Below are 16,267 nucleotides of genomic sequence, written 5' to 3'. Positions count from 1 at the left end.
GTGGCGCAGCGCGGAGGGCGTGGCCGTGAGGGGCAAGAGACAGGGGCGACAGGCGTGGCGACGTTCCTGCTGGGTGCCGGTGTGGCATTCGCGGTGACGGCCGTCGCGGATGAGAGCCCGAAGGTGACCGCTCGGCCGGATTCGCTGTTCCAGGCCCGGCTGGCGGCTGGCGGCTGGCGGCTCGCGGTGAAGCTGCCTGCCGGTTCTGGTCCACTTCGTGTGGTCGCGTACGCAGGGTGACTGTTGATCTTCGCGTGGTGGCGGTTGAGTTCGCCCTGGAACTCATGCGGAACATCAACGAGCGGGGAGGTGGGTCGGACGGTCCACGGCATAAACCGTGACTGGGCGGCCCTGTAGGTGGTCCTCCCGACGCAGCGAGAACCCCAGGCGCTCGGCAACCCTCACGGATGCCTCGTTGCCCGGCCGCATGAGAGCCGTGAAGTAGTCGTCGTCGAGGGTGGCAAACCCCCAGTCCAGACATGCTTGAGCGGCCTCGGTCGCATAGCCGTGCCCCCAGTGGTCTGCTCGAAGGGTCCACCCCAGTTCCACCTCGTCGAACTGTTCCCAGTACTGCAGACCGCTTCGGCCGATGAATTCCCCGCTCGACTTCAGTTCGATCGCGCACAGGCCGTGGCCTCGATCAGCCCACTGCCGCTCGATCGAAGTGAGGCGTTCCAGTGCTTGTTGACGCGAGTAGGACCCGACGAAGCGGTTGACCTGCGGGTCGGCATGGAGCTCGACGAAAACGTCGACGTCAGCGACATGCAGCGGTCGCAGGAGTAGCCGCTCAGTATCGATCATGCGTCCGAGCATAGGTCTCGCCGCCTGCCAGGCTCAGGCAGTCGTCGCGACATCACTCAGCGTTGGGCACGCCACAACAAGTGGACCAGAGCCTGTCTGTCGATGTCATACGTCACTGAGGTCCGGCGCCGTCAGAGGTCGGGGAGCAAGCGTCAACGGCCAAGCTCAGACCGGCCGTACCGACCTGACCGGCCTGACCCGCCCCGGGGCTTCGGACCGCCCGTCGGCCGCTGCCAGGCGGGCCAGTGCCTCCGGGCCGTCGCACGGGTGTGCGCCGAGGCCCGACTGCCGGGCCACGATGCCCCGTTCGGCGCGCATCAGGCGCCAGCCCCGGCGCAGCAGGAACGGCACCGACTTCCGGCCCTCGCGCAGATCCCGCAGCAGCCGCCGCCGGAACGTCGTGGACGGGCGGCCGCGCAGGCAGAGCGCGTCGGCCAGTACGCCCAGCTCGGCGCACCGTCCCACGATGTCCGCGGCGAAGATGCCCTCCGCGATGAACAGGGCCGCCGGGCCGATGTCCAGCGTCTCGCGGTCGACGCGGGCGCTGGCGGCGAGGTCGTACAGGGGCACCGTCGTACGGCCCGCCCCGCACAGTTCCTGGATCGCGGTGACCGCCGCGTCCGCGTCCCACGACAGCGGTGAGTCCCAGTCGATGTCCGCGCTGCCGGGGACCTGCGGCAGCGTCGGGTCGTCGCCCTCCTTGTAGAAGTCGTCCAGGCGCAGCACGGGCAGGCCCGAGCGCTCCGCGAGGGACGACTTGCCGGATCCGGAGGGGCCCGCGAGCAGGACGACGCGGGTCGGTATGGGCTGGGAGGAACTCACGGGAGAACATTCTCCCGCATTCGGAGCCCCGGGCTACTCCCAGGAGTGAGGTTGTCGCGGTCCTTTGGAACGGACGCCGCCCAGCAACTACGCTTCGTGCCTATCCGCTTACTCTGCGAGTCAGGAACCTCCATCCCATGGCATCACATGCAGCCCCCAAGCCCCGGCGGAACTCCCTGCTCCGTATCGGCCTCACCGTCTCCGTGGCCGGTGCGGCGCTCGGTATGGGCGGCGCGGCCGCACAGGCCGCCACGCCCGCGGCCACCGGTTCGAGCGGCCCCGCCGCGGCTCTCGGGCACCTCGGTCCTTCGCCGGTCCGGGTCCTGACCGGTGCGGTCGGTTACGCCACCGCACCGGTGGCCGACCTCCAGCTCGACCCGCTGGCCAAGACCGGTGTCGACCCGCTCGACAACGCCGTCGGCACCCAGGTCGCCGACTTCAAGCCCGTCTCGACAGCCCTGCTCACCTCCCCGCTGACCAGCGGCGGCGCGCTGAAGGACCTGCTGCCCGGCAGCTGAACGGGACCGCAGAGGCCCCCGGCCGCCGCTGGACACGGAGTTCAGCGGCGGCCGGGGGCCTCCGTACGGCAGGTGCGGTGACCGCGGGTGGGGTGACGGCAGGTGCGGTGACCGCGGGTGCGGTGACGGCCGGGGTGGTGTACCGGCTCAGTACCGGCTCAGTTCCGGCTCAGTACGACGAGCCCGACACGCCCAGGGCGCCCGTCGGGTGCCAGACCGTCTTCGTCTCCAGGAACGCCGTGAGCCGCTCCGTGCCCGGCGTGGCCGAGAAGTCCACAGCCTGTGGACGCAGCACCCGCTTGAGGTTGTCCGCCGCCGCGATCTCCAGTTCGCGTGCCAGACCGGTGTCCGCGCCGGCAAGGTCGATGGCGTTGACGTCCTGGTGCGCGGCGAGCGGCGCGACGATCTCCGCCGTCCTCCCCGACAGCACATTGACCACGCCGCCCGGCAGGTCCGACGTCGCCAGCACCTCGCCGAGCGAGAGCGCGGGCAGCGGGGACTTCTCGGAGGCGATGACGACCGCCGTGTTGCCGGTCGCGATGACCGGCGCGACGACCGACACGAGACCGAGGAACGACGAGTCCTGCGGGGCGAGGACCGCCACCACACCGGTCGGCTCCGGGGTCGAGAGATTGAAGAACGGGCCCGCCACCGGGTTCCCGCCGCCCACGATCTGGCCGATCTTGTCGGTCCAGCCCGCGTACCAGACCCAGCGGTCGACCGCCGCGTCCACCACCGCGCCGGCCTTCTGCCTGGAGATCCCGTCGGCGTCCGCCACTTCGCGTACGAACTGGTCCCGGCGGCCCTCCAGCATCTCGGCCACCCGGTAGAGGACCTGGCCCCTGTTGTACGCGGTCGCGCCGGACCAGCCGCCGAACGCCTTGCGCGCGGCGACGACCGCGTCCCGCGCGTCCTTGCGGGAGGACTGCGGGGCGTTGGCCAGCCAGTTGCCCTTGGAGTCGGTCACCTCGTACACGCGCCCGCTTTCGGAGCGGGGGAACTTGCCCCCGACGTACAGCTTGTAGGTCTTGAAGACGCTCAGCCGGTTCTGCTGCTCGGTGCTCATCAGCGCTTGCCCTCCGGGCTCGACGGGGCGAGGTACGCCTCCAGGCCGTGCCGGCCGCCCTCGCGGCCGTAGCCCGATTCCTTGTAGCCGCCGAAGGGCGAGGTCGGGTCGAACTTGTTGAACGTGTTGGCCCACACCACACCGGCCCGGAGCTTGTTCGCGACCGCGAGGATGCGCGAGCCCTTCTCCGTCCAGATGCCGGCCGACAGGCCGTACTGCGTGTTGTTGGCCTTGGCGACGGCCTCGTCGGGCGTACGGAACGACAGCACCGAGAGCACCGGGCCGAAGATCTCGTCGCGCGCGACGGTGTGCGCCTGGGTGACGCCCGTGAAGAGCGTCGGCGCGAACCAGTAGCCGGACGTGGGGAGTTCGCACGCGGGCGACCAGCGCTCGGCGCCCTCCGCCTCGCCCGTCTCCACGAGCTTCTGGATACGGGCCAGCTGCTCGGCGGAGTTGATCGCGCCGATGTCGGTGTTCTTGTCGAGCGGGTCACCCAGGCGCAGCGTGGACAGCCGCCGCTTGAGCGCGTCGAGCACCTCCTCCTGCACCGACTCCTGGACGAGCAGCCGTGAGCCCGCGCAGCAGACCTGGCCCTGGTTGAAGAAGATGCCGGTGACGATGCCCTCGACGGCCTGGTCGACGGGCGCGTCGTCGAAGACGATGTTCGCGCCCTTGCCGCCCAGCTCCAGGGTGACCTTCTTGTCGGTCCCCGCGACGGAGCGGGCGATGGCCTTGCCGACGGCGGTCGAGCCGGTGAAGGCGACCTTGTCCACGTCCGGGTGCTCCACCAGTGCGGCGCCCGCGTCCCCGTAGCCGGGAAGGATGTTGACGACGCCCTTCGGCAGGCCGGCCTGGCGGCAGATGTCGGCGAAGAACAGCGCGCTCAGCGGGGTCGTCTCGGCCGGCTTGAGCACCACGGTGTTGCCGGTGGCGAGGGCCGGGGCGATCTTCCAGGCGAGCATCAGAAGCGGGAAGTTCCACGGGATGACCTGGCCCGCGACGCCCAGCGGCCGGGGATTCGCTCCGAACCCGGCGTGGTCCAGCTTGTCGGCCCAGCCCGCGTAGTAGAAGAAGTGCGCGGCGACCAGCGGGAGGTCCGCGTCGCGGGTCTCCTTGATCGGCTTGCCGTTGTCCAGGGTCTCCAGGACGGCCAGCTCGCGCGAGCGCTCCTGGATGATCCTGGCGATACGGAAGAGGTACTTGGCGCGCTCGGAGCCGGGCAGTGCCGCCCACTTGGTGAACGCCTTGCGGGCCGCCTGGACGGCGCGGTCCACATCGGCGGTGCCCGCGCGGGCGACCTCCGACAGGACCTCCTCGGTGGAGGGGCTGACGGTCTTGAAGACCTTGCCGTCCGCCGCCTCGGTGAACTCGCCGTCGATGAAGAGCCCGTACGAGGGGGCGATGTCGACGACGGAACGCGACTCGGGGGCCGGTGCGTACTCGAATGCGGATGAGAGAGCCATGGTGATCAGTCCACCGTCACGTAGTCGGGACCGGAGTAGCGGCCGGTGCTGAGCTTCTGGCGCTGCATCAGCAGGTCGTTCAGCAGGCTGGAGGCGCCGAAGCGGAACCAGTGGCTGTCCAGCCAGTCGGCCCCGGCGGTCTCGTTGACCAGCACCAGGAACTTGATCGCGTCCTTCGTGGAGCGGATCCCGCCCGCGGGCTTCACCCCGACCTGGACGCCGGTCTGCGCGCGGAAGTCGCGGACGGCCTCCAGCATCAGCAGGGTGTTGGCGGGGGTCGCGTTGACCGCCACCTTGCCGGTCGAGGTCTTGATGAAGTCGGCGCCCGCCATCATGCCGATCCAGGAGGCGCGGCGGATGTTGTCGTACGTCGACAGCTCACCGGTCTCGAAGATCACCTTCAGCCGGGCGGCGGTGCCTCCGGGCCGTACGCACTCGGCCTTGACGGCCTGGATCTCCTCGAACACCGAGAGATAGCGGCCGGACAGGAACGCGCCCCGGTCGATCACCATGTCGATCTCGTCGGCCCCCGCCGCGACGGCGTCCCGCACATCGGCGAGCTTCACCGGCAGCGCGGCCCGGCCCGCGGGGAAGGCGGTGGCGACGGACGCGACCTTCACATCCGCGCCGTTCAGCGCGGCCTTCGCGGTGGCGGCCATGTCCGGGTAGACGCAGACGGCGGCCGTCATCGGGGCCGTACGGTCGGTCGGGTCGGGGTGGACGGCCTTGGCGGCGAGCGCCCGGACCTTGCCCGGGGTGTCGGCGCCTTCGAGCGTCGTCAGGTCGATCATCGAGATGGCCAGGTCGATGGCGTACGCCTTCGCCGTGGTCTTGATCGAACGGGTGCCGAGGGCGGCGGCGCGCGCTTCGAGGCCGACGGCGTCGACGCCGGGCAGCCCGTGCAGGAAGCGGCGCAGCGCGCTGTCGGATGCGGTCACGTCGGCGAGACCGCCGGCGGAGGGGGCGTCTCCCGGACGGGAGGCAGATCCTTCGCTGGGGGCGCCGGGGGAGGGGGCGGTGGTGGGCATGGTCACCAGAGGAGCATATCTACGCGCGTAGCGACCTGTACAGGGGGCAGCCGTCGGCAGCCCGCCGTCGCTCCTGGACGGGGTGCCGTGTGGTCGGTGCGACGGTGGTTCGGCGTCGCGGGGGTCCGGGGGCCGGACCGGGTGGTCGGACCGGGTGGTCGGGTCAGGGGGGGGCGGACCGAGCGGTTGAGCAGTCGCGGCGGGTGGTCGGATCAAGGGTCGGGCCGGGTGGTCGGAGCACGCGGTCGGATCAAGGGTCGGGCCGGGGGGTTGTGGGTCAGGTGGTCGGGTTCGTGGGAGTACGGAGGATCCGGCGGACGGCGTCGCGGAGCCAGCGGTGGGCTCCGTCGGCTGCGTGCCGGGGGTGCCAGGCCATGCCGACGGTCAGCGGGGGCAGGGCCAGGGGGATGTCGAGGAGGCGCAGTCCGAGTGCGGTGGCGTTGTCGGTGAGGGGCGAGGGCGCGGCGCCGGGAAGGGCGGCCGGTACGAGGCAGACGACGTCGCTGTGGGCGGCGAGCGTCATCGCGGCCAGGTGGCCGGGGAGGGTGAAGGTGACCCGCCGGCGGAGGTTCTGCTCGGCCAGCGCCGTGTCGAGGGGGCCGCTGAACCGGCCGCGGCGGCTCACCGCGACGTGAGGGGCGGCGGCAAGCCCGGCCGGGGTCAGGGGGCCTTCGGTGAGGGGGTGGCCCGGTCGGACGGCCGCCATCATGCGGAGGCCGACCAGGTCTTCGACCTGGGTCTCGGGGTCCACGTGGTCGATGGATCCGATTTCCAGGTCGATCCGGCCGTCGCGCAGGGCGGTTCCGGCCTCCAGTTCCTCGGCCCGGAAGCGGAACGAGACCCCCGGCGCCTCCTGCCGGCCCAGCCGCAGCAGCCCCGGGGCCAGTGCCGCGCCGACCAGGTCGGCGGCCTGGAGGGTGAAGGTGCCGCGCAGGCCGGCGGGGTCGACGCCCGTGCCGGGGCTGAGCAGCGCTCGGAGGCTGCCCACCACTGCGGCGGCTTCCTCGCGCAGGGCCTGGGCGCGCGGGGTGGGGACCATGGTCTGCCCGGCCCTGACCAGGAGGGGGTCCTGGAGGGTGCGGCGCAGGCGGGCGAGGGTGCGGCTCATGGCGGCGGGTGAGGTGTGCAGGCGTGCGGCGGCGCGAGTGACGCTGTGCTCGGCCAGCAGGGCGTCCAGCGCGATGGCGAGATTGGCGTCGAGGACCGGATCGGGGCTGCTCACCAGGGTTATTCCATTTCCGTCAAAGATTGCGTGCCGAAGTTCCCATTGTGGCAACACCGTGATCCTTCGCAGGATGGGGGTGTTCCACTCCGGCACGACCTGCGAGGTTTCCATGATCGTCCTTACCGCTCCCACCGGGAACATCGGCCGCCCCCTGCTCTCCCGGCTCCTGGAGTCCGCCCCCGCCGCGGGTGAGGAACTGCGGGTGATCGTGCGCGACCCCGCACGGCTGCCGGACGCGGCGCGCGGACGCGTCGATGTCGTCACCGGCTCGCACGGGGACGCCGAGGTCCTCGACCGGGCCTTCGAAGGCGCCGACGCCGTCTTCTGGCTCGTCCCTCCGGACGCGTCCCTGACCCCGCAGGACGCTTTCAGCGGCTTCACCCGCCCCGCCGTCAGGGCGCTCGCCGCTCACGGCGTCGGCCATGTCGTCGGCGTCTCGGCGCTCGGTCGCGGCACCCCGCTCGCCGACCGTGCCGGGCTGGTCACGGCCTCCCTCGCCATGGACGACCTCATCGCCGGTACCGGTGTCGCCTACCGGGCCCTGGCCAACCCGTCCTTCTTCGAGAACCTCCTGGAGGAGTCCGAATCGATCCGTGACAGGGGCGTCTTCACCGACTCCGTCGACGCCGACCGCAAGGCGCCCCTCGTCGCTGTGGCCGACATCGCGGCCGTCGCGGCCGGTCTGCTGCTGGACCGCTCGTGGACCGGCACCGGCAGCGTCCCGGTCCTCGGCCCCCAGGACGTGTCCCCCAACGACCTGGCCCGCATCATGACCGCACAGCTCGGCCGCCCCGTCCGCTACGTACGCGAGCCGCTCGACGAGCTGCGCACCACGCTGGTCGGTTACGGCCTGAACGAGGCGTTCGTCCAGGGCATCGTCGACATGAAACGGGCCAAGGACCAGGGCCTGGACGCCGGTGTCGCCCGCACCCGGGACACCGCCTCACCCACGAGCTTCGAGCAGTGGTGCGCCCGGACTCTCAAGCCCGCCGTTCTCTCCTAGGCGCCCCGGCCGTTCACCTCCACTTCCACATCCCCCTCCACCTGCACCGTTCTTGGAGACACCCTGATGCCCGCTGCGACAACCGAACCGCCGGTCACGGCGTTCATGCTCGTCAAGACCACACCCGAGTGGCTCGCTCTGACCGTCCAGGAACGTGTGGACGCCTTCAGCACCCAGGTTCTGCCCGTGATCGAGGCCAGGACCAGCGGCGTCCGGTCACGCTTCTACGACACGGAGTTCTACTCCGCCCGCGTCACCGACGTATGGGTGTGGGAAGCCGAGGACCACCACGCGTACCAGCTCCTCATCGACGCCCTGCGCGAGACCCCGTTCTGGGAGCGCTACTTCGAGGTCGTCGACCTCCTCGTCGGCACCGAGAACGGCTACGCCCGCACCTACGGCCTCGACCCCGTCGCCACGGTCAGCACCTGACACACGGCACACACGGCACACACGGCACACCGCCCACCCCCTGTCCGGGAGGGGCGGTGCTCCGGCGGTACGGGTCAGCCCACGGCGAGCAGGACGGCCAGCAGCACGGCGCCCGCCACACACGGCGCCATGATCTCGTAGGCCCAGCGGACCTCGGGCGAGCCCTGCGCCGTCGGCCGGTCGCTGCCGCGCTCCGCGAGCTCACGCAGCTCGACGACGGTCTGGTCCGATGGCGCGCGGCCCTGGTCGGTGTCCGCGCCCTGGGCGAACGGATTGCGGTTCTGGCGCTGCTGGGCGCCGGGCGCGGACGCCCGCAGCTGCTGCATGTTGGCCCGCTTGCGGCGGCGCAGCGAGACCGGCACGGCCCAGAGCTGGTACTTGCCGCCGCCCGCGAACGCCTCGGTCGAGTACGCGGCGCGGATGTCGTCGACGCACGCCCAGGGGAGCGTGATCGAACGGAAGGGGTTACGGATCCTGAGCCGGTCGTCGTTGGCGTACACGGCGGGCCGCAGGGTGAAGGCGATCACCAGCGGAAGCACGAAGAGCAGTCCGGCGAGAGCCAGCCAGGGTGTGTTTCCGTGGCCGCTGACGAGGGCGTCGATACCCAGCCAGAGCGCGAGGGCGAGCAGCAGCACGCCGCCCGCGAGCCCGGCGAGTGACCGGTAGACACGGTCGGCGTACACCGGGTCGGGGGGCTTGGGCGTGGAGCGCTCAGGGGTCATGCACCGATTCTGCCTGACGGGCCGGGCGGGACGGCACGGCGGTGGTCGGTGAAGCGGAAGTGCGCTGGAGGTCCGCTGGAGGTGACAGCCCGGCCGGAGGGCGCACACGATGGTGGGGCACCGATCCGTTGTCCATGCCCATGCCTCTCGGCCTTCGCTCTCGGCCTTCGGGAAGGATCACCATGACCAGCACTTCCGGCGCAGACGAGGTCCTCGGCGGTCTGGACGGTATCCGCGCCGATCTTGAGGACTTCTACCGGGACCTGCACGCCCATCCCGAGCTGGGCCTGGCCGAGCGGCGGACCGCGGCGCGGGTGGCCGAGCGGCTGCGGGACTGGGGGTACCGGGTGACCGAGGGCATCGGCGGCACCGGCGTGGTCGGCGTCCTGGCCAACGGCGACGGTCCCACCGTGCTGCTGCGCGCGGACATGGACGCGCTGCCGGTCGAGGAGGACACCGGGCTGCCGTACGCGTCGACGGTGACCACCACCGACGCCGACGGGGTGGAGCTGCCGGTGATGCACGCCTGCGGGCACGACACCCATGTCACGTGCATGCTCGGCTTCGCCCGGCTGATGGCCGCGTCCCCGAAGGCGTGGCAGGGCACACTGACCGTGCTTTTCCAGCCATCGGAGGAGAACGGCGACGGCGCGGACGCGATGGTCGACGACGGCCTCACCGACCGGATCCCCCGCCCCGACGTGGCCCTCGGCCAACACGTCCTGCCGTACCCGGCGGGCTATGTGGGGGTGCGCTCCGGCTCGTTCCTGTCGGCGGCGGACAGCCTGCGCATCACGCTGTACGGGCGCGGCGGCCACGGTTCGATGCCGCAGTTCGCCGTCGACCCGGTGGTCCTCTCGGCGCTGTGCGTGGTGCGGCTCCAGACGGTCGTCTCCCGCGAACTGGCCGCCACCACGCCCGCCGTACTGACGGTCGGCAGCATCCGGGCGGGCACAGGACCGAACGTCATCCCGGACACCGCCGTCATCCAGCTGAACGTGCGCACGTACGACGAGAAGACCCGCCGGCAGGTGCTGGACGCGATCGGACGCTGCGTCCGGGCGGAGGCGGTCGCGTCGAACGCGCCGAAGGAGCCGCTGATCGAGCACATCACGTCGTTCCCGGCCACGGTGAACGACGCGGATGTCGCCGAACGGCTGGCGAAGGCGTTCGCGGCGCACTTCGGCGACGACGCGGGCACGATCGAACTCCAGACGGCCAGCGAGGACTTCAGCCGGATCCCGGGCGCCTTCGACGCGCCGTTCGCCTACTGGGGCTTCGGCGGCGCTGACCCCGAGAAGTTCGCGAAGGCGGTCAGGGAGGACACGGTGGCCGAGGACATCCCGGTCAACCACAGCCCGCACTTCGCCCCGGTGATCCAGCCGACCCTGGACACGGGCGTCGCGGCACTGACGGTCGCGGCGCTGGCGTGGCTGGGGGCGGGAGGCCCGGGTTCGGAGTGAGGGGACCGCGGTGCTGTGCTTGGTGCATCGGTGCATCGGTGCATCGGTGCATCCCGCGCCCCGGGCCCCGGGCCCCTCGCCCCCGGCCACGCGCCCCGCGCGGATGCCCGCGCCCGCGGGAGATGAGCGAGGTGAGCCGAGAAGCGTCTTCCGTGAGGCAGGAAGACAGACGATACTGCGGGGAGGGCAACGCCCCTCCGGATGCATCGACTTGCCCCGCGCCCGGTGTCAGCACGAGCATCGAGAGGATACCGGTGAGTAGCACCAGTTTCGACGAGCGTACGAGGCAACCGGCTGCTCCACGGCCCCGCCCGGTCTCCCGCGGCGTGGAGCATCTGGCGGGGGTGCCGGACCGGCGCGGCATCGGACCGATGATGGGGTCGCTGCAGGCGCTTGCCGGAAACAGGGCCGCGTCCATGGTTGTCCAGCGTCTCGCGACGGGCGGTGAGGTGACGGGCGCTGAGGTGACGGGCGCTGAGGCGACGGACAGTGCGGCGAAGGTGTCCGGCGACGGGACGGGCAAGCCGGCGGCGAAGGCGTCCCGTAGCGGGCTGAACATCCGGGAGCGGATCGCCGCCGCGCTGGAGCGGGCCAACAAGCACCTCGACGTCCTCGACACCCTGGTCTCGCGCGGTCTGAGCCCCGCGGGCGCTGAGATGGGCTGGAAGGCGTCCCAGACCTCCGACACGCGGCTGGCGGAGCAGGTGCACACCTCCTCGACCGTGGCCGGCGCCGAGAATGCCGTCACCGACGGGGTCACGGCGGTCAACAACGTCATCGACGCGCGGAAGGCGTACAAGGAGTCCAAGGAGAACCCGACGGGGCCCGCCTCCCACGCCCCGCACAAGAAGTTCTCCTCCAAGACGCTCGACGCGATCCAGAACCTGGCGTCCTACGGTTCCGATGTCATCGGCCTTGCCAAGAACTCCCTGCCCGCCGAGGCCATCGTGACGGCGGCGAGCCTCGGTGAGGCCGGGGGCGGGGTGGTCGGTGCCGTCGCGGGTGTCAAGACCGTCCGTGGGGCGCGGCGAGTCGGGCTGACGACGCGCAAGTACCGGGCCGTCAAGAAGATCGATGTGCCCGCCCCGGTGGACGACCCCGAAATCGCCCGGCTCCGCGAGGCGGAGGTGGAGAGCCACTGGGCGCTCGCGCAGGCCTATGTCGAGTTGGAACGCGCCCACGACGGTGACGAGGACGGCCTCTCGGACCGGCTGGGTGCCGCCCTGGACCGCGCCAGTGGCGCATTCTCGACGATCGAGAAGGCCGCGGGGGACGTCCAGCGCGCGAAGGACATCAACGTCCTGAACACCACCCGGGATTACGCCCTGGCGAAGCAGCGCAACAAGCTCTGGAAGCAGGGGGTCGGCGCGGTCGGAGACAGCGTGAGAACGGCCGGCGGCGCTGTGACGATCGCAGCGGCCGCCACCGGGGCGCTGGCGAGCAACCCGGTCGGCTGGGGCCTGGCCGCGACAGCGGCGGGGCTGCTGCTCTCGGTCACCGCGTACAAGGCCGGGCGGGCCGGTCAGAAGCGCTATGAGGGCGCCCGCCACCCCGACCGCTGGGCCCCGCCCAAGGAAGAAGGCGATCCGGCCACTGCCGAGCCCGCCTCCCGCCCGGACGCCCTCAAGGAAGCGCTGAAGTTCTGGAAGAAGGTCGAACACAGCAAGCGTGATGCCATGGCGCGCACTCTTTTCGGCCTCGCCGCAGGCCCCGAGGTCCCGGCCGGGCAGCGGACCTCGCCCGAGTTGCGTGCCTCGGCCCGGGAGCTGCTCGTCGCGCTGAAGGCGGGCCCCGCAAACCTGCACATGACGGTGGAGGACTGGGAGAAGTCCCTGAACGACCCCGCCGATGCCGAGAAGTGGCAGAAGGAGATCGCCAACCAGCTCGCGTCGAGCTGAGAGTCGCCAGGGCTTTCACCGAGGGCTTTCACCGAGGTCGTCGCCGAGGTCTTCGCCGAGGGCTTTCACCGAGGGGCGCTGCGGGGTGTACGGAGCCCAGCCGGGGTCCCCGGTGTTGGCGAACGCGACCCAGGCGCCGTGTACCTGGGCCGCGAGTCCCGTCGGCGCGGGGCCGGGGCCCAGCAGGCGGGTGTCCCCGTGCAGCCAGGGTTCGTCGGCGTTGTCGAACACGAAGGGCAGTTCGACGGTGTGGGCGGCGCCGAGCCGTCCCTCCAGGGCCGTCGAGCGGTACCCGAAGGAGTAGACGTGCGTACGGCCGCCCGAGATCCGGGCGTGCGCCTGCGCCATGCGCGCCGTACCGGCCTCGAACAGGGCCTGCCCGAGCACGGCGGAGCGCAGCTCGCCCGGTGTTCCGCCCGGCCGCGCCGCGCGGTGCGTGGCGAGGGCTGCCTCCGGGTCCGTATGGACCTGGGTGGCGAGGGCGATGACGTCGGCTTCCGTGGTGGACTCCAGTGCGCCCTGCGGCGCGAGGTAGAGGTTCCCCTCCTGTGTGTTGGTGCCGATCAGCAGGTCGACGTCGGCCGCCGGTCCTTCGGCGAGAGCGTCGGCGGGCTGGACCGGCAGGACCAGGCTGAACGGGCTGAGCCCGGCCAGCGGGTCCGTGGCGGTGCTGGTGCGGAGGCCGAGTCCGGCCAGCGCGGGCAGGACCGACAGGAAGCGCTCGTCCGGGACCGGGGCGAACGCATCGGCGGTGGGCTCCACACCCAGTGCGGCGGCCGCCGCGGCGGTGACCCGTCGTGCTTGTTCCGGGGTGAACGCGCCGGCGCCGTTGCCGCTCTGGACGATCGCCCGCCGGAACAGGCCGCGCGCCCGCGGTGTCGCGAGCAGCGCGCCCGTGAGCGTGGCGCCCGCGGACTGGCCGAAGACCGTGACGTTCTCGGGGTCACCGCCGAATGCCGCGACGGTGTCCTGTACCCAGCGGAGCGCCGCGAGTACGTCGAGCAGTCCGCGGTTGGCCGGAGCGCCCGACAGATCGAGGAACCCGGGGATGCCGAGCCGGTAGTTGACCGTGACGAGGACGATGCCGTCGCGGGCGAACGCGCTGCCGTCGTAGAGCGCGGCGCGGTTCGAGCCGGTGACGAAGCCGCCGCCGTGCACGAAGACCATGACGGGGCGCCTGGCGCCGTCGGCCGCGGGTGTGTGGACATCGACGGTCAGATACTCCTCGCCGGGCACCCAGCCCGGCCCGAAGTAGGGGGTCATGTCGAGCCGGCCGAAGTCGCGGGCCGGCTGCGGAGCCGTGGGCGAGGGCCGGGTGCCGTCCCGGACACCGGACCAGCCCGGATGCGGTGCGGGTGCGGCGAATCGGCCGGCGCCGGTGGGGGCCGCCGCGTAGGGGAGGGCGCGGTAGCGCTCGCCCGATCCGTCACGGAGGCCGCGCACGGTGCCTGCCGGGATTTCCACGACCGGAGCTGCCTGTCGGAACACGGACATGCTTCCTTTCAGGAATTCAGAAGCTGAGAAGTTCAGCGGCTGTGAAGTCCAGCGGCTGAGAAGTTCAGAGGCTGGAGGGGACGTCAGGTCACTGGAGGGGGACGTCAGGACATGCGGGAGTAGCCCGCCCACTCCTTGACCGTGAACTTCGATCCGCTGCGCGCGACCTCCGCGGCGCCGCGGCCGCCGAAGTGCGCCGGAAAGACGAGCGCGTTGCTCTCGGCGGCGCGGCCGAGCAGCTTGTGCCGGGTGGCGCGGGACTCCGCCGGGTCCTCGCAGAAGCAGGAATTGGTGTCCGGCTCCGCGATCTGCAGCGCCGTGTGCACCAGGTCCCCTACGAACAGGGCCTGATCGCCGCCGGATTCCAGGGTGAGCACGGACGAGCCCGGAGTGTGCCCGGGAGCGGCATCGAGACGCAGGTTCTTGTCGATCCGGTACGTCCCCTCCCACAGGTGGGTGAGTCCGGCCCGGTGGACCGGCGTGACGCTGTCCTCGAAGACGTTCTGGTTCCCTCGGCCGAGCACGCTCTTGTTCTCGTTGGCCGGGTTCCAGAAGTCGAAGTCCAGCCGCGGCATCAGATACGTGGCGTTCGGGAAGGTCGGCACCCAGGTCCGCCCGTCGAGGCGGGTGTTCCAGCCGACGTGATCGATGTGCAGATGGGTGTTGATCACGATGTCGACGTCCTCGGGCCGCACCCCCGCGGCGGCGAGCCGGTCGAGGTAGTCGGTGTCCAGGCGGTTCCACACCGGCGCGTACGGCCGGTCCTTGTGGTTGCCCACGCCGGTGTCGACCAGGATCGTGCGCCCCTCGCTGCGCAGCAGCCAGGACTGGATCGCCGTATGACACTCGTCCGTCCGCGTATTCCAGAAGTCGGGTGCCAGCCAGTCGCGGTGCTCGTCCCACGACCCGTGGGGACTGTCCGGGAAGAACTGCTCCGGAGACATCTCCGACGAGCCGTAGAACTCTCTGACACGGCTGACGGTGACGTCGCCAAGGGTGATCTGCTCCGTGCTCTGCTCCGTGCTCTGATCCATGTGGTCCGTCCTCGGGTCCTGGGTTCGGTTCGGGTCCTGGATTCGGGTCGTTGCCGAATGAGACCGAGCCTGGTCACCTGGGCGGGCACGCACCACTCCCTGTCTGTCCTACCCCTCGCAGGGTGTGGCTGGGCCGGGCCGTCCACCGAATACTGGAGTGATGAACGGACCCGGCCCGCTCGGCACCTTCCTCCAGGCCCGACGGGCGCGGCTGCGCCCCGGGGACGTCGGCTTGCGCGAGCTCGGGCCCCGCAGACGGGTGGCCGGGCTCAGGCGTGAAGAGCTGGCCCAGCTGGCGGGGGTCAGCGTCTCGTACTACGCACGGCTGGAACAGGGCCAGTCCCGCGGCGCCTCGGCCGAGGTGCTCGACGCGATCGCCCGCGCTCTCCGGCTGGACGGCCAGGAGCGCGAGCACCTCGACCGGCTCGCCGGCGCCGCCCGGCACACGCCCCGGCCGCGCCGCCCGCGCACCGAGAAGCTCGCCGGTGAAACACACGACCTGCTCCGCGCCGTCGACGGCGTCCCGGCGATCGTGCTGGGCCGCCGTACGGACGTGCTGGCCTGGAACACGCTCGGGCACGCCCTCCTTGCAGGGCACCTGGACTTCCACGGCCCGGACGACCCGGCGCGGCGCCCGAACATGAGCCGGATGCTGTTCCTCGACCCGCACTGCCAGGAGCTGTACGCGGACTGGAAGCGCAAGGCACGCACGGTGGTCGGCAACCTGCGCATCGCCGTCGGCAGGCACCCGGACGACCCGCTGCTCGCGGAGCTGATCGGTGAACTGTCCATGAAGAGCCCGGAGTTCGCCGCTCTGTGGGCGGACCACCGGGTGACGCCGTGCGATGCGGCGTCCTACGAGCTGCGCCATCCCGTCGTCGGCACGGTGACGGTGACACAGCAGACGCTGTCGGTCGCCCGTTCACCGGAGCAGGCGCTCATCGTGTGCACCACTCCCGCCGGGTCCCCGTCCGATGAGGCCCTCGCGCTCCTCCGGCAGACGCTGTGTCAGCGTTGACCCGTCAGGGCGGCCGCGAGTGCCTCGGCCAGGGTCACGGGCGGGCGGCCGATCAGGCGGTGCAGGTCGCCTGAGTCGGTGTACATCTCGCCGCGGCTCATGCCGCGGTCGGCGTCGGCGAGGACCTCTGCCAGCTCGGCGGGCAGGCCCGCGGCGGCCAGTACCTGGGCGAAGTCGGTCACCGGGAGGTCGGCGTAGGCAACCTGCTTTCCGGCCGCGGCGGAGATCGCGGCGGCGAGCTCGGTCAGGGTGAAGGATGCGTCGCCGCCGAGCTCGTAGA

At 71.4% G+C, this 16,267-nt stretch carries 16 protein-coding genes and 1 pseudogene; 7 read left to right on the top strand and 10 right to left on the bottom strand.

Going from position 1 to position 16,267, the window contains the following annotated elements; genetic code table 11:
• Window positions 1-54: 54 nt before the first annotated feature.
• On the top strand, window positions 55-240 hold the full coding sequence (locus G3I19_RS01010; RefSeq protein ID WP_164258397.1) for a hypothetical protein: 186 nt from the start codon (window positions 55-57) through the stop codon (window positions 238-240).
• A 54-nt stretch (window positions 241-294) separates the two neighbouring features.
• On the opposite strand, the gene G3I19_RS01005 is transcribed toward G3I19_RS01010, so the two are convergent.
• Together G3I19_RS01005 and G3I19_RS01000 are read right to left on the bottom strand one after the other, a co-directional pair.
• Window positions 295-801: a GNAT family N-acetyltransferase gene (locus tag G3I19_RS01005; RefSeq protein WP_239073880.1), complete on the bottom strand. Its 507-nt coding sequence runs from the start codon at window positions 799-801 to the stop codon at window positions 295-297.
• Window positions 802-966: 165 nt separating this feature from the next.
• Window positions 967-1,623: a uridine kinase gene (locus G3I19_RS01000; RefSeq protein WP_164258393.1), complete on the bottom strand. Its 657-nt coding sequence runs from the start codon at window positions 1,621-1,623 to the stop codon at window positions 967-969.
• A gap of 137 nt (window positions 1,624-1,760) precedes the next feature.
• Between G3I19_RS01000 and G3I19_RS00995 the strand changes: the two genes are divergently transcribed.
• Complete coding sequence (locus G3I19_RS00995) at window positions 1,761-2,141, top strand: hypothetical protein (RefSeq protein WP_164258391.1); 381 nt, start codon at window positions 1,761-1,763, stop codon at window positions 2,139-2,141.
• A gap of 169 nt (window positions 2,142-2,310) precedes the next feature.
• On the opposite strand, the gene G3I19_RS00990 is transcribed toward G3I19_RS00995, so the two are convergent.
• From G3I19_RS00990 to G3I19_RS00975, 4 genes are all read right to left on the bottom strand, one after another.
• On the bottom strand, window positions 2,311-3,207 hold the full coding sequence (locus G3I19_RS00990) for an aldehyde dehydrogenase family protein (protein WP_164258389.1): 897 nt from the start codon (window positions 3,205-3,207) through the stop codon (window positions 2,311-2,313).
• On the bottom strand, window positions 3,207-4,670 hold the full coding sequence (locus G3I19_RS00985) for an aldehyde dehydrogenase family protein (RefSeq protein WP_164258387.1): 1,464 nt from the start codon (window positions 4,668-4,670) through the stop codon (window positions 3,207-3,209). The genes G3I19_RS00990 and G3I19_RS00985 overlap by 1 nt, the downstream gene beginning before the upstream one ends.
• A 5-nt stretch (window positions 4,671-4,675) precedes the next feature.
• Window positions 4,676-5,698, bottom strand: coding sequence for a deoxyribose-phosphate aldolase (gene deoC / locus G3I19_RS00980; RefSeq protein WP_239073885.1), 1,023 nt, complete (start codon window positions 5,696-5,698; stop codon window positions 4,676-4,678).
• A gap of 277 nt (window positions 5,699-5,975) precedes the next feature.
• Window positions 5,976-6,920, bottom strand: a complete 945-nt coding sequence (locus tag G3I19_RS00975; protein ID WP_343234944.1) for a LysR family transcriptional regulator — start codon at window positions 6,918-6,920, stop codon at window positions 5,976-5,978.
• 112 nt (window positions 6,921-7,032) lie between these two features.
• Between G3I19_RS00975 and G3I19_RS00970 the strand changes: the two genes are divergently transcribed.
• Window positions 7,033-7,926, top strand: a complete 894-nt coding sequence (locus G3I19_RS00970) for an NAD(P)H-binding protein (RefSeq protein ID WP_164258385.1) — start codon at window positions 7,033-7,035, stop codon at window positions 7,924-7,926.
• A 66-nt stretch (window positions 7,927-7,992) separates the two neighbouring features.
• On the top strand, window positions 7,993-8,358 hold the full coding sequence (locus G3I19_RS00965; RefSeq protein WP_164258383.1) for a darcynin family protein: 366 nt from the start codon (window positions 7,993-7,995) through the stop codon (window positions 8,356-8,358).
• Window positions 8,359-8,432: 74 nt separating this feature from the next.
• On the opposite strand, the gene G3I19_RS00960 is transcribed toward G3I19_RS00965, so the two are convergent.
• A complete protein-coding gene (locus G3I19_RS00960; protein ID WP_164258381.1) occupies window positions 8,433-9,080 on the bottom strand; it encodes a PH domain-containing protein in 648 nt (215 codons plus the stop codon).
• A 182-nt stretch (window positions 9,081-9,262) separates the two neighbouring features.
• On the opposite strand from G3I19_RS00960, the gene G3I19_RS00955 reads away from it, so the two are divergent.
• Together G3I19_RS00955 and G3I19_RS00950 are read left to right on the top strand one after the other, a co-directional pair.
• A complete protein-coding gene (locus G3I19_RS00955; RefSeq protein WP_164258379.1) occupies window positions 9,263-10,543 on the top strand; it encodes an amidohydrolase in 1,281 nt (426 codons plus the stop codon).
• Window positions 10,544-10,797: 254 nt separating this feature from the next.
• Window positions 10,798-12,441, top strand: coding sequence for a hypothetical protein (locus tag G3I19_RS00950; protein ID WP_164258377.1), 1,644 nt, complete (start codon window positions 10,798-10,800; stop codon window positions 12,439-12,441).
• Window positions 12,442-12,456: 15 nt separating this feature from the next.
• On the opposite strand, the gene G3I19_RS00945 is transcribed toward G3I19_RS00950, so the two are convergent.
• Window positions 12,457-13,929 carry a carboxylesterase family protein gene (locus tag G3I19_RS00945; protein ID WP_164258592.1) on the bottom strand — a complete coding sequence of 491 codons (1,473 nt, stop codon included), beginning with the start codon at window positions 13,927-13,929 and terminating at the stop codon, window positions 12,457-12,459.
• A 110-nt stretch (window positions 13,930-14,039) separates the two neighbouring features.
• Window positions 14,040-14,969 carry an MBL fold metallo-hydrolase gene (locus G3I19_RS00940; RefSeq protein ID WP_164258375.1) on the bottom strand — a complete coding sequence of 310 codons (930 nt, stop codon included), beginning with the start codon at window positions 14,967-14,969 and terminating at the stop codon, window positions 14,040-14,042.
• Window positions 14,970-15,129: 160 nt separating this feature from the next.
• Here G3I19_RS00940 and G3I19_RS00935 point away from each other — a divergent pair, with 160 nt between their 5' ends.
• Window positions 15,130-15,987, top strand: a complete 858-nt coding sequence (locus G3I19_RS00935; RefSeq protein ID WP_164258373.1) for a helix-turn-helix transcriptional regulator — start codon at window positions 15,130-15,132, stop codon at window positions 15,985-15,987.
• Here the strand turns inward: G3I19_RS00935 and G3I19_RS00930 are convergent.
• Window positions 15,978-16,267, bottom strand: a pseudogene (locus tag G3I19_RS00930) (NAD(P)-dependent oxidoreductase); the annotation flags it as partial. The gene G3I19_RS00935 and the pseudogene G3I19_RS00930 sit on opposite strands and share 10 nt — an antisense overlap.

The organism is Streptomyces sp. SID10853 (assembly GCF_010548145.1).
In the GTDB taxonomy this organism is placed as follows: Bacteria; Actinomycetota; Actinomycetes; order Streptomycetales; family Streptomycetaceae; genus Streptomyces.
The sequence above is the reverse complement of the archived record's forward strand: the minus strand, read 5'-3'. Positions and strand labels throughout refer to the sequence as shown.

What these genes read in the sequence shown, in the direction of transcription:
- G3I19_RS00935 (WP_164258373.1), top strand. Translation starts at nt 15,130, where the DNA reads ATGAACGGACCCGGCCCGCTCGGCACCTTCCTCCAGGCCCGACGGGCG.
- deoC (WP_239073885.1), bottom strand. Translation starts at nt 5,698, where the DNA reads ATGCCCACCACCGCCCCCTCCCCCGGCGCCCCCAGCGAAGGATCTGCC.
- G3I19_RS00940 (WP_164258375.1), bottom strand. Translation starts at nt 14,969, where the DNA reads ATGGATCAGAGCACGGAGCAGAGCACGGAGCAGATCACCCTTGGCGAC.
- G3I19_RS00985 (WP_164258387.1), bottom strand. Translation starts at nt 4,670, where the DNA reads ATGGCTCTCTCATCCGCATTCGAGTACGCACCGGCCCCCGAGTCGCGT.
- G3I19_RS00955 (WP_164258379.1), top strand. Translation starts at nt 9,263, where the DNA reads ATGACCAGCACTTCCGGCGCAGACGAGGTCCTCGGCGGTCTGGACGGT.
- G3I19_RS00970 (WP_164258385.1), top strand. Translation starts at nt 7,033, where the DNA reads ATGATCGTCCTTACCGCTCCCACCGGGAACATCGGCCGCCCCCTGCTC.
- G3I19_RS00995 (WP_164258391.1), top strand. Translation starts at nt 1,761, where the DNA reads ATGGCATCACATGCAGCCCCCAAGCCCCGGCGGAACTCCCTGCTCCGT.
- G3I19_RS00965 (WP_164258383.1), top strand. Translation starts at nt 7,993, where the DNA reads ATGCCCGCTGCGACAACCGAACCGCCGGTCACGGCGTTCATGCTCGTC.
- G3I19_RS00990 (WP_164258389.1), bottom strand. Translation starts at nt 3,207, where the DNA reads ATGAGCACCGAGCAGCAGAACCGGCTGAGCGTCTTCAAGACCTACAAG.
- G3I19_RS00960 (WP_164258381.1), bottom strand. Translation starts at nt 9,080, where the DNA reads ATGACCCCTGAGCGCTCCACGCCCAAGCCCCCCGACCCGGTGTACGCC.
- G3I19_RS01005 (WP_239073880.1), bottom strand. Translation starts at nt 801, where the DNA reads ATGATCGATACTGAGCGGCTACTCCTGCGACCGCTGCATGTCGCTGAC.